We start from the raw sequence: 13,023 nt of genomic DNA on the forward strand, positions 1-13,023 counted from the left end.
GGAATTAGCGAAGGAAACATGCACCAGCAGTAGGTGAAGCATCAACCAGATAATCCGATGAGATGCCGGTCTGTCTCACTCTCATGCAAAGGTAAGATCAACCATTTAATCCGCTTACCCAAAATATCGAGCATCGTGCGCTCTATGGATACCATTGCACGCATCGGTGGCGATGAGTTCTTCGGGATTGTTGTTGGCCTGGAACAAGAGAGCGAGTATTGCGCAGTGGCTGAGCGTATTGCTAAAGCCATCACTGAGCCTCTGGATGTGCACGGACACATCATCAGCGTTGGTGTAAGTATCGGAATAGCCCTGTACCCAGAGCATGGACAAACCCAAAAATCCCTGATGGAAGCCAGCGACGCAGCTATGTCTGAGGCCAAACGCAAGGGGCTGACTGTGGCATTGGCAGGTAAGCCTGAGAGGGGACGATAGCAGGCCGGTGGATCATCCACCGGCCAACCGCTTGAGTCGTCGACAGTGTTAACCGTTGTCAGCCGATGAATTTACCTGTGAGGCGCAGAACCCATGTGAGCTTCGAGCCAGCATTCTCTATAGAGCTTTTCCGAGAGAGTCAATTGCCCAGTCTTAGTGACTGATTAGCGCATGACGCCCGAATAGACCCTGAGTTTGCGTAACCTTCTGCCCGGGATCGCTTGGTTTGCCTCTTCACCGACCGACTAAGGGAACGGGATCAGCGTGTTGCTGCCCTCCAGTCGTCGCGCACCGCAGCATTGCATCTTTGAATATAGCATGTCCTGGCAGTACGTAAACTGTTTGCCGGGTAGGCAGGCTTATCAGGATTCGTTGCCCAGGGCTTTAATTCTTTCAATAATATTTCCAGCAAGTCTGTCTATGGTGGTGAGTGCACTTTTTTCCGCTGTGGTAAGCCCGGTGAGAACATCAGGGCCGGGTTCCCAATAGATCTTTAATAAAACTCTTGCCCTTTCATCTCCAATGCCACTCACCATCGCAGCCTCCTTGACCTTATCCTTACTGGAGCCCCGTGCACGGGCACCGGCAATAGCCGAGCTGATTAGCGCATTGCGCCTATAGGTGCGGCTGCCGGTTTGTTCATTAATAGTAGCGTCACCGTCAATTTGTCTTGCCTGGATTACATTCCTGCGGTCGGCAACATTTCTGTCTGAAGGAGATGCCTCGAAATAATCCGTATTTGCTTCGACATTGGCCATGGAGTTCGGATTTTCCCGGTCGCTTTCAGCCGGCAGTGTGTACCTGGAAATTATCGTGGTTTCGACCTTATTAACCTGTTTGTTGTCCAGGGTAATAATTGCTGCTTCGCAGATCATGTGGCAGTTGATAAAATTGAGTGTTTTGTTCTCTTGCGGGTGGCTAAGAACAGGATCGCCAAGAGTTTCCAGGCTCACTCGGTAATTTACCCAGTAGCGCTTTATATTGACCCAGTCTTTTACTTTGTTTTCAATCTGATCACGGTGCGCCATATTGGCCTGGTGGGTGATCGGAAACAGGTTCATGTCTGAGCCTTCGCCTCCGAGCTGCCCATTCAGGAGATGTCCGCGTATGTAGCGTCGATCGCCAGCCAGATTCGTGGGGGTTGTGGTAAGTTTGTTCATAAGCGAGTGGATACCATTGGCATCACTGCCGGAAGGGTGGTCCGGTCCCAGCTCAGCTTCCATTAGTACGCCCACGGTGTGCCCCATCACCGACTCTGTTCCGTACCTTATCCGGGTTTGCTTGCCTCCCAGGCCCAGCCCGGTTGCCTCAATTGTTTCCAGAACATCCAACTCGGGGTTGATTGCCAGCTCCACAGCCGTGTTATCACCTTTTTCAACAAAGCGGATCCGGTTTAGCTGGTAACGTTGGCGAACTTTTGCAAAGTAGCGGGTTTTAAGATCTTCGGAATCCTCCGCCTGCCGGAACGCTAGCTTCAATACTTTACTGGCCGCCTGCAGATCCTCGTGCTGCTGCGCGGTTGTTCTTGGCATAGGCACTGGGGGCTCATCCAGGCTGGCAAGGTTCGGCGAGGCGGGATGCCGGGTTCGCTGTTGGGGAGGTGTCTCTGTCTCCGCAACTGAGTTCTCGCTGCTGGCTGTCTGCTCACTTTCCGGGTTAGCCTGCTCGGTCTGTCCCTGTAACTCGCGCTGAGTCTGGGCTTGCTGCTCCCGGCGTTGGTCCTCACTAGGTCGGCCACCACCGCGCGCGGAGGGGCGGCCGGGGAGTCTGGGTGAGCCCTCGGCCTGGTTTGCAAGCTGGTCAGGTAGCTCACTGTCGCTGCCTGGCTGCCGGGCAGGACCACTCCATTCTGCGCGATTTCTCATGGCGTCCCGAGCGCCAGAGGAGGGCGGGCCATCCTTGGGCATGGCATCCTGAATCAATTGATCGGCATTTGGTATATCGCCGGTTTCCACTTCCAGGCTCGGGGGTTCGGGGTTAGAGAAGTTGTAACTGAGCCTGGCTTGCAAGGCCAGGGTTGGCCCTAAATCCCAGACCCATTCCGCCAGCTCCCATTCGTTCTCCCATACAGTAACCCACAGGGCCTCGATTTCCGCCCAGGCATTGAGACCCAGTTTGAATTTAGCGGCACCGGCGAGGGTGGCGGTGCCGTTAATCATGTAATCACCATTCTCATAGGCCAACTCTGGAACTACGGAAATGGCTCCATAAATACCAGCAGTGGCCATGCCCTCGATCCCACCAGTGAGGGAGCCCAGGACGACATCCAGCCCCAGGCCTGCACCAATTCCCAAGTAGGCTTCCGCAAATGCCGGGATATAAAGCTCGCCGGTTACCGAGAAGGATGGAAGCTCTTCTTCGCCGATAGTGTATTCACCCGCAACGACTATGTTGCGCAGCTCACCAGGGCCTATGCCGGCTCTCATTCCTGCGCGTATACGGATAACTGCAACCAGTATCGCCCACAGGGGAATATTCTGGCTGTGACTGAACAGCTCTTTTTCCAGCCGCTTTTCAGGAAATAGTTCAACGGGATCCGGTACGCGAATCTCACCACGGGTATCGATGGTTCCTTCCGGGTTTATGGTAAGGGCCAGGGTACCTTCAAGGTTTGGGGCAATCTTTGCAGTTACGTCGCCTCCACCGTGCACATTGAGGCTTCCATCTTCATCCTGAGCAACCCCGAGAGTTACGGTTCCATGCAACCGGTTATTGTCCACGCTGAAATTGACCTGCTGTTCCGCAGACCAAAGGCCTTCGCGGTAAGTGATATGCAGGCGCGTGCCAATACCAGGTAGTGCTTCGCTGTCTACCTCTATGTCAGCTTCGCCTTCCAGTTGGCCATTACTGAGAGAGATCAGAACAGTAGCGGGTTCCAGCCCGGGCAGGTCGGTAAGTTCTACGTTCGCAGAGATTCGTGTGCTTCCGTTTTCATAGGCGGCAGAAAATTCGCCCCGGCCTACGCTTGCCAGGGTAATAACAGCCTTGCCACTGAAGCTTAATTCCCCGGATTCATTGAGGCTTCCGGCAATTTCGCTGGACTCAATGGGCAGGCCCTCGGGAAAATCATTTGCAGCAAGCTGAAACCCACCATGAAATCTGCCCTGGTTGTTGAACCCGATGCTACCAGTAGCTTGAGAAAGGCCGGGAATAGCCACATTAAATTCGCCACTACCCTCCGCATGATCGCCGTTGAACCTTCCGTTCAGGGTGGCATCACCCAATTCACGGTAACGGAGGTTTACCCCCGCGATGTCGCCGGAAAGCTGCTGGTTTCGGTAGGCCAAAGTAACGGTGCCCTCTGCAATAGAAAGGCCAGGTATGGGGGGCTCCAGCCGCGATGCCGGCAGCGATACGCTGCCGGCCAGATCACCTGCTTCATCAATACCAAGCTCTGCCCGAATACCGGATAGCAGTGGCTGGGTGACTAGTGCATGGCCGCCACCGGCCAAACGACCGCTTTCGGTAAAACGCATATTGACCTGGCCGGAGCCCAAGCCTTCATATTCCAGATCAAAGTTAAGATTGCCGTTGAGCTTTCCTTGGGTCAGTTCAATCCGGCCGCTGCCAGTGACAGAGAGATTTCTCATGCGCGCCGGAACCAGACTTGCTCCCGAAATGTCCACAGCGGCAGACAATTCACGGTTTTCATCCAGGGATAGTGTCAGTGTGGGGTTGTTCAGCGCAGGTAACTGGGCAGCGGCGGTGATTTCACCTCTGAGGCTTGCGAGGCCGCTGTTGTCGAGTGCCAGTGTTGCTCTGCCGGATTCCATGAAAGGAACTGAAAGTTTGGCCTCCAGCTGCCCACTGTTACGGCGGCTGTTGTACCTGAATGCTTGTAGGTGCAATCCCGGAATACCCAGGTTCAGGGTGGTTAGATCAGCACTTAGCTGGTTCTCGCCCTCAATGGTGTCGGCACTGATGCGGATGCCGCGCCCCAGCCCAACCATAAAACTGCCATCTTCCATCAGGCCAGTAACTGCGGCATTGCTGGCACCTTGCTCTGCACTCTGTGGTTGCTGGGCCGCAGGCACCGTTTGAGTATGAGTGCCTGGGGTAGGGCGCTGCACCTGAGTGTTGACTGTAGTAGGAGGCTGGCTCATGGTTTGGTCTCATTGCCTTAATCGACTGTAGTAAGGGCCGAACAGGGTCTTGGTCAGGGGCTTGCCCAGTTTGCTGTATTCCCTTGCAATGGCCTGAACCAGGTGGTCCATACCTATAGGCTGCTGTTCTCCAGCTGCATAACAGCCGGCCAGCAACAGAATGCTTTTGATGTTGGCTCCGGTAAGCTCGAACTGATGACCCAGAAAAGGCAGATCCAGATCCTCTCTTGTTGGGGCTGAGGTTGTGAGCAGTTGCCGCCATATTGTCTCCCGCTCCTTCGGCCCGGGTAGGGGGAAATCCACCACTACCTGTATGCGTCGCATGAATGCTTCATCAATGTTCTGCGCCAGGTTTGAGGCGAGTATGCACACTCCGGTATGGGCCTCGATTTTTTGCAGCAAATAGCTGGTTTCGATATTGGCATAGCGATCGTGGGCGTCTTTCACTTCGGAGCGTTTGCCGAACAAGGCATCCGCCTCATCAAAGAAGAGCACCACATCGGCTCGGGTAGCATTGTCAAAAATTCTCTGAAGGTTTTTTTCGGTTTCGCCGATGTATTTGCTGACTACCGTGGCCAGGTCGATACGGAAAAGCTCAAGCCCCAGCGATCGGGCAATCACGCCCGCCGCAAGAGTTTTCCCTGTCCCTGAGGGACCTACAAACAGAGCGCTTAACCCGGGCTGCTGATCAAATAGTTGCTCCATACCCCAATTCTGCAATACCTGCTGCTGATAGCTTGCCCGGAGAATCAATTCTTCAAGTAGTTTCTTGCTTGCAGAAGGCAGTACCAGTTGTTCCCAGGTCTGCCCGCACTTCATGCGCTGGGCACCACTGGACATGGTTTCTGCAGCTGCAGCTTTGCACATTGCTTTGAGATCCAAGGCACCCATAGTGGGGTCGAGTCTGAGGGAATTGCCTAACCGTTGGCTAACATCTGCAATACGGGCAGGTGTCAGCCGGTATGTCAGGGCAAGATCTCGAATCATCCCGTCATACTGGTGTGCCACCCAGTAATCGGGAAGGTGCTGTTGCCAAGCCAGCTCGCGAATGCCGGGGGTAGCTGAAGGAAGGGCTATTTCTACTGCTGATGAAATTGCCGGAAACGCACCGGGATTTTCCGTTTGCAGCACAAGGTTATCGGAAATGGTTTGCAACAGGCTCGACTGCTGTTCGCCAGAAAGCTGTTCAGCCGTTGGCACGCTTAAAAGACTACCCCGTAGCAGTTGCTCGCGCCGAAGGTAAATGAGCTTTTCGCGCCAGTCCGGGTTTCTTGCCAATTCCGATGTTCGCAACCGCAGTAAGTTCTGACCGCGTTTGCGTGCCAGCCAAAGCTCATGATCCTGGCCCGGCTCGCCGGTTAAGTGTAAAGGTGGCATGGGCTGACTGCTTTTAAGGTGACGGGTCACCGAGTGCAGAGCCTCAGGCAGTGGCGGGCGAACACGGGGCTGGGGATAGGGTAAAACCTCTACTAATCCCGACAACTCCCGGTCGACAGTATCGCGGCCCAATAAAAAGTCGACAATGCGGTCATCCAGTTTAAGGGGGCGTTCAAGGAGTGGCCGGTTTGGCTCCCCCATGGAAATGACTTTGTGTTCGAGCAGTGGCGCTTCAGCAGACAGCATGGCTCGAATATTCACTGCCGTGTGGTTGGATTGGGGGAGATCAGAAAGGTGTGCTACTAGCCCGGGTGTTAAATAACGTCGCTGAACATCGTCCTGCAGGAATGCCCATACACGATTGAAACGAGGGTCGGTCTCGCCGGCCAGCAGGTAAAGGACCAGGTCTGATTCCTGCTGCCCAAGGCCAAGAGATTCGGCAAGTGCCTGGGGAGGCAGCTTTCGCGCGGTGGCTCGGGTTTTGAGAATGATGTTCTGGCGCAAGTGGCGAATGCTTTGCGAAGTTGCTGGTGGCCTTTCTACAGTTTTGAGTTGTGTCAGCGTGCGGTTGATGTCTTCATCGTTAAGAAACAGGCCAAGAAAACCTTCACGGTTGTGGTCACCCCTTACTGCTCGAAAGTGGGCAACAGCCTGCTCCATCTGCAGGGTGATAAGTTCCAGAACGTCCGTGAGGTAGTCCAGATCATTCTGGTAGCCGGCCAACTGCTCATGTTGCGTCATGGTGGTTCCCGGTTTACTGGAACGTGAAACGGTGGCTGTTCACCGGTCGCTGGTAATCAAGAACCAGGGTTTGGTTCACATCATTGTTGCCGTCGCTCAGAGTCACTGTGACTTCTCCTGCCAGGGGAAGATTATCGATGATGAAGAACCCCCGCTCGTCGGTAGTCACAGTCGGCCTTGGTTCTGGCGCAGACACGGTTACGCTGGCATGGGCCAGGGGTGTGTCCGGGTCGCCGTCCTTAAGCACCTGGCCGGCAAGCCGAAGAGGCAAGGGTGAGATTTGTACATCCAGATCCTCAAAGGGGCCTGCGACCCGCGTTACTTCCTCTTCTGCTCCTGCCAGTTCAAGGGTTGAACGCATGCTGGTCAATTGCTCAGAGCCCAGCTCGAAGCTGTGGCTAAGGGGCTGGAATCCAGGGGCGTTTATGTCCAACCGGAATTGCATATCAGGCGCAGGGGATCGACCTCCGAATACCGAGCCTCCGCTTGCGGAGAAACAGAAATACCCATCTGCAGTCAATTTGAGATATAGCCTGGACAGTTTGTAATCGGCGGGGCTGGCGGCGCCTTCCGGAACAGGGCGGTACCAAAGCTTAACCATGAGGCCCTGGGGCACAGCTTGCCCACTTATCAGGTTACGTATGCGGCCGCTGATGATGGCTTGCGAGACGATCACTTGGGTGTTGCTCATTGCTCCATCCTTTGTTCCGGGCTATTTTTGGCCCAGCACAGTGTAAGTTTCGCGAACGGGCCCATACTGCTGTGGACTGCGATGCGAGTCGATTGCCACGCCGTCTACCCGCAGAAAGGAGGCCAGTCGCATGGGCTGATTGAAGGCATTCCAAAGCTGCGTAATTTGCTCCATTGGAATATCTTCGGGTATGACCCGTATCTGATCCTGCTCCCGGCCAAAACTGCTATCCAGTGGTTCGCCGTCAACCGATTTCAGCACCGGGTGGTCGTGAAAGTGCTGGAGAATACGGCCCACCATCAACTGGTTGTTGATTTCGTTATCTACCGGCAGCATCAGATACCTTAGCTGCACAGGCAGTGGTGGGAACTTTTCCTCGCCTGCTCCGGAGCGCAGTGGCATGGGGTTGCGCTGTCTTTGTTGCTGGCTGATGTTGTAAAGGTAAAGGCATACAACCACCTGGTTGTTGAGATTTTCTCCCGGCGCTGCGAAGACAATATTGCTGGCAGCACCGGTTACCGAAAATTGGGTACCTGGGGCCTCGCTCAGTGCAACGAAAATTTGTTGGCGTATTTCTTTGCTGACCCGCTCAATAATGGTGTAGTTGCTCAATTTACTGCTCCCTGCAGGTGCGGAAAATCGTCAAAATGGAAGGTCACTACTGTCCCCAGCCAGGGTAGCCATCCGGGATTGAAGTCCAGTCCCGCCAGCCGAAGCTCCAGGCGTACCTGACTGTTGTCCAGATACAGATCAAAATGCCCGGGGGTATAGCTGAACTCTGCCGGGGCCCGGATTAAGGACGGAACCCATAGGTCTTCCGGGCTTAACCATTGCGCTGCTAGTGACAGGATTTCTTCCCTGTAAGGAAGAGGGGGCAATGCCCCCAGAGCAGTTACCGTATCGAGATCAAGGCGCTCGGCCAGAAATTCGCAAAGTGCGTCGCCGGAGTCCAGATCAAGCTCGCATCCAAGTTGATAGAGCCAGTACCAGCCGTTAGGAGCTATTTGCCATGCTTTCTCAATCAGAGCTTGTATGGGCGGGCGGTTAAGTACATTGAGCAGATAAAGCACACCGCCCATCTTGGTAAACACTCTGTTGGTCTCGATACCCTGGCTAGAATTCTGTTCAGCACCTGAGGCTGGTATGTCGCTATGGTTAACTGATGGGTTTTTGGCCTCTCCATCGATGATCCGGCCCGCAGGGTTTGCAAGTGGTTCCGCGGGGTGCAGAAAAACGGTTGCGGATCTTTTCAGCTTGGGGGTTGAGTGCTCATGATCGACGTTTATAGATTGCTCCGGCGCGTCGGTATTCAGGTTTGGGGTTGCAACAGCTGGACGAAAGGCGCGATTTTCGTGGTTTGGTTCAGATACAGGAGCTTTTGTGCTGGTGCTAATCGGAACCCATCGCCGCAGAATTTCATCCAGGGTTTCATTCGGGGCGGTTTGTAAGGCCAGGCTTGTATATTCCGAAGCCAGTATCAATGCCGCAAGTCTGGCTCGACTGTCGGTATGGGGCCAGGTGGCGAATACAGATTGCCATCGTTTCCCCCCGGCTGACGATATCTTTAGTTCAAATTCGCCAGTCGTCGCCGTCGAGATTATTTTGCTGAAGCGGTTAGGGGATACGTTCAGTTCATGGGCGAAAGAATAAAAAATTTCCAGGGCGTTCGCCGGGCTGAGCTTCTGCCAGAGTGTCAAAAGGTTGCCTTCAACTGCCAGCTGGTGACAGATTGCGGCTAGTTGCTGCGGATGTTCTTGTATCAGTCTCTGAGCAGCGTCACCTGGGGCCATTTGCCAGAATCGGGACCAGCGCTGCCAGTACCAGCGGTCTTGCGCCAAGCCTTTGCATATATCTCCAATCAGAGCTGCAAGCAATGCCGCCAAACAAGGGAACCGCACCACATCCGAAGGGTCACCCTTGTTGATCAGTCGCTGAGTGCGTTCCATTAATTCGTCAGCGAGATAATTGGTGCTTGCTGTAGCATGAACCTCACGAACCAGCACCCAACTACCATCCGATGGTGCAGGCCAGTTACCAGCTTGCAAACGGGACTGCAAACTGCTTAGGGTACCCCGGGGCCCACGCACTGTCAGTCTGTGGATATGAGTGGTGTCGGGTTGCTGGTGCAAGCTCATGCCCTGTTACCTCCGCACCTTGCCGGTAACCTTGGACCGGGTGCTGATATGGATATCTTTCTGCAGGACCCGGGAGATTCGGACTTCGGTGCTGTCTGCAACCTGATCTTCCACAGTCAATATAGCTGTCACCCTTTGCATTTCATCCAGTAGCTGGAGTTCCATGCCGGGCAGGGGAGCCCGGTTCAGGCGTACCTTGAGCCGTTCACCGAGACGAACAAGTCGCGGTGGTGCGGTCACCGCGCCTCGAATAATGTCTTCGGGATCTCCCAAAGAAGCCACAATCAGCGTTGCGCGGATCATGTTTTCCATGGCCTGTCGACTGTTCGGCGATGGCTCATCGGTCAGTTGCCGGAACCACCAGTCGACCAGCTCGGAGAGGGTCCTTACCCGGTTGAAATCTTCTTGCTCTGCACGCTCAAGGCCCGGCCAGCGGTTTACATCTGCTGCCGGCAGACGGTCGTCTTCTGCCAACTGTCCCCAGGTCAGACGTAAGGAACCGGAAAGCCCTCGCAGGTGCTGTAACAGGCAGCGCTGTGCCAGTTCCAGGTCATCGCGTAGCGTCTCTGCTGCTTTTCGCAGAGCGCCGGACTGGATGTTGCTAACATCATCCAGTGCTAGTATTTTTGCGGTCTCTTTCTGCTCTTGCCGAAGGCTGTTGGACTTGGCGGGTATAAAACCTTGCGACCAGTTGATGAGCAGAGCCTGATTGCTCATGCGCAAGGATCCCATTCGGGATTCAAGAATTGCAGGCAGATTGCCTCTTTTAGTGTTTTGCCGTTTGCTATCAAACCGAACCTTCCGGAACCGGTCAGCAAAAGACATCTTCCAGCCTGGCTGTATCTGGGGGATCAAATGCTTCAGTGCTCCCCAGTCTGCAAGGGGAATTTCCGTCACCGTATCCATAAAGCCGGCAAGAGTCTCGGGTAGCTCCAACAGGTTCTCCGGATTGCAGGCAGGCATCTTGTCGTTGCCCTGTCTGAAGCGGAGTTGCAGAGGGTCGGCCGGAGGCAGAGAGGTCTCGGCGCTGCGAACACGAACATAATAGAGCCCGCGTATACCAGTGGTCAGTATGCGGGTACGCTCCTCGTTTCGAGCCTGAACCCGTTCCCAGTCCTCCATTAACAGTTGCTGGGCAACGCTGTAATCCCCTTTGCATTCATCCAGTGTTTGAGACAGATTGTCCAGTTGTTCGCGGGCAATGCGTATGCTGGCTGAAAGTTTCTTCGCTTCAGCTTCCATGCGGGTGAGTTGGCTTATTTTTGCCTCCCGCCGTCGCTCCAGATTGTTGAAACGGGATTCCGTACCTTTTATCCAACCGGTTAATGCCTTGCCCGCATCCAGCAGAGCATCGTACTGGTCTTTTATGATGTCTTTAACATCGTCCTTGTTCAGGTTCAGTTTTCCCGGGTCGATGAGTTTGTCGGCTTTGAGCAGCTTATAGATACTGTTGGCATCCCCCTTTGCCAGCTGCTGATGGGCAAGAGTGCTCAGTTCCAGTAATTTGGCGTGATTTTTCTGATACTGAGCCGTAGCCGGGCTGGCATCTTCCATTACCGTGAACCCGGAGACAGATGACGGGAATGCCTGTTTCACCACAGGTATGGCACCCGCCAGCGGAGCCAATGGTTGGCCGTGGGTCTGTGCCATAATTTCAAAGGTTGAGGTGTGATCTGGATTCCTGCGGAGCAACCTGTCTTTTTGGGCCGTTGCTTGTTTTACTGCGCTTCTTTCAAGTAGCTCCATAGAGGCATTTTTGAACGCACCACTTTGCCGATACTTTTTTATTTGTTGAGTGATTCGTTGGGTGTTCTGAGCAGTGGTGGCGAGGCTGTAGGTATCAGGGGTCAGAGCGTAGCTATACTGCAAGGTGCCTTTCCCCTTCGTTGCGTTGTCGCCAGGCGCCACGCCGTTTGCCAAAGCAGACATGGAGGCAGACTGAACATCCAGTTGCTGTCGTTGCAGCAGCAAAAAGTCCCGCAGGCGCCCACCCCGGCTGGTTAAGTCGCGAATCTGATTGCGCGTTTCTTCGATATCCACCAACAAGGCGGCATAGCGAACCACGAGCCCATCGTCTTTCGGCTTCGCGGGCTCAGGGGACTGGTTTTCACTGTCGCCTTCGTGGCCAAGCCATGCCTTGTAATCCTCAGGTCCGTCTGGACCTTCTTGTCCGAATTGATCATATGGGTAGACGGGAGCTTCCGGGCTACCTTTGGCGTTGTTTCTGAGTTCTGTGAAAAATAATTTGGGTGCTACTGGTGGACCATCGGGCTTGGGCAAGCCCAGGTCGCCGAGCTTGGAGGGGTCGTGGATGATAGGCTCCAATTCCCCCTCCTCCTCGCTGGTGTCACCTGACGGCTGGTGGCTGGGCAAAATCACAATGTAGTACAGCCGATAGAACTGGGATTTCCAATGCATCCAGGCTTTGTGGGCGTGCATGTGATAGCGGAACAGATCATCTTCCAGGCGTTTGTCAGTGGGCGGAATGTCCAGTAAGTCGGGCCGGTAATCGGCAGCCTTTAAAGCCAGCAATAATCTTAGCCGTTCCCCTCGGGGTGTGTGCAGGCTGATGGGCGGACCAGGAAGGTTGCGGAGGATCAAATCCGGTATTCGGGCTTCCGGCACCGGTACCATATCTACAGCCAAGTGTGCTGGAAGCCAGTCGAGCTTTGCCTCCCCCGTGTTCGGATTACGCAACCAACTAACAGGAAACTGGCCGGCTGAAGGCAGGTAATCCAGAGCCAGGTTCTCTCTCAGGAATGCATGCTGATCGTCCGATTCCGCCAGCTCACGGGCTGCAAAGCGTTCCATTGCACGGTTTATGGCTGTGCTGGTCTGTTCCAGAAGTACGCGGTAACCGCTGTTCGGGATTGCTCGGTATCGGCCTGTGGCGGGCGACACCCAGCGCACTGGTGATTCTTCACTTGCCCCTGGATCGATGCATACAACTGCCAGTGGAACCGAGTCTGGATGTTCGTGCAGAAGGGCGGCTGTTACACCGGTACTTGCTACCCTATTTTCGATCAGCGAGCGTGGTTGGTCCCGGGCTGAAATGCCCTTGATAGCAAGCCGGCGCAGGGCGAGGGTGGTCACGGTGACTAGCTGGGCATCACGGGTAGGATCAAACTCCGAACGCTGGCACGGCTCAACCTGCGGGCTGTCTACATGTCGCAGTGACTGGCTCAAGGTAAGGTAATACACCCCGGTTGCATCGTCCGTTGCCAGAGGCTCCAGATATTGGTCGATCAGCGCCTGCCAACTGGTTTTCAGTTCAGAGTAAAGGTGAATGGTTTTACCGTTCCCCGCCACAGCAAGGCCGGGCGTAATGGTCAGGCTATCCAACGATTCATCGGCCAGGGTAAGACCATTAACGATTCCGGGGTGGCAGTGCACAAGCAACTGGGATAACCGAGCATCTGCCCATGCTTGCTGGCGGTCAAGCTCCTGTTCCCCAAGGTGCCGGCCGGGGAACATGTGAATTCGTTCCAGCCTGTGGTCACTGCGAACAGGGCGATTCAGGGTGATCAGTGTCATGGTGGCA

Annotated in this window: 7 protein-coding genes; 1 reads left to right on the plus strand and 6 read right to left on the minus strand. The window is 54.6% G+C overall.

All coding sequences use genetic code 11. From position 1 onward, the window contains the following. Window positions 1-57: 57 nt before the first annotated feature. Complete coding sequence (locus FE848_RS16915) at window positions 58-435, plus strand: diguanylate cyclase domain-containing protein (RefSeq protein ID WP_227715423.1); 378 nt, start codon at window positions 58-60, stop codon at window positions 433-435. Between the two features lie 362 nt (window positions 436-797). Here FE848_RS16915 and FE848_RS16920 read toward each other — a convergent pair whose 3' ends face one another. The 6 genes from FE848_RS16920 to FE848_RS16945 are packed head-to-tail and all read right to left on the minus strand — an operon-like array spanning window position 798 to window position 13,016. Then, on the minus strand, window positions 798-4,538 hold the full coding sequence (locus FE848_RS16920; RefSeq protein WP_200205032.1) for a DNA/RNA non-specific endonuclease: 3,741 nt from the start codon (window positions 4,536-4,538) through the stop codon (window positions 798-800). A gap of 9 nt (window positions 4,539-4,547) precedes the next feature. After that, window positions 4,548-6,656 (minus strand): ATP-binding protein, encoded by a 2,109-nt coding sequence (locus tag FE848_RS16925; RefSeq protein WP_200205033.1) that lies wholly within the window; start codon window positions 6,654-6,656, stop codon window positions 4,548-4,550. A 13-nt stretch (window positions 6,657-6,669) separates the two neighbouring features. After that, window positions 6,670-7,347: a carboxypeptidase-like regulatory domain-containing protein gene (locus tag FE848_RS16930; RefSeq protein ID WP_200205034.1), complete on the minus strand. Its 678-nt coding sequence runs from the start codon at window positions 7,345-7,347 to the stop codon at window positions 6,670-6,672. 21 nt (window positions 7,348-7,368) lie between these two features. Continuing rightward, the gene (locus FE848_RS16935; RefSeq protein WP_200205035.1) at window positions 7,369-7,959 is read right to left on the minus strand and encodes a DUF4255 domain-containing protein; all 591 of its coding nucleotides are present in this window, start codon (window positions 7,957-7,959) and stop codon (window positions 7,369-7,371) included. Continuing rightward, a complete protein-coding gene (locus FE848_RS16940; protein ID WP_200205036.1) occupies window positions 7,956-9,482 on the minus strand; it encodes a hypothetical protein in 1,527 nt (508 codons plus the stop codon). Before FE848_RS16940 ends, FE848_RS16935 begins: the two co-directional genes overlap by 4 nt. A 6-nt stretch (window positions 9,483-9,488) precedes the next feature. After that, complete coding sequence (locus tag FE848_RS16945) at window positions 9,489-13,016, minus strand: hypothetical protein (protein WP_200205037.1); 3,528 nt, start codon at window positions 13,014-13,016, stop codon at window positions 9,489-9,491. Between the last annotated feature and the right edge of the window lie 7 nt (window positions 13,017-13,023).

The organism is Marinobacter sp. 1-3A (genome assembly GCF_016597775.1).
Classification (GTDB): Bacteria; Pseudomonadota; Gammaproteobacteria; order Pseudomonadales; family Oleiphilaceae; genus Marinobacter; species Marinobacter xiaoshiensis.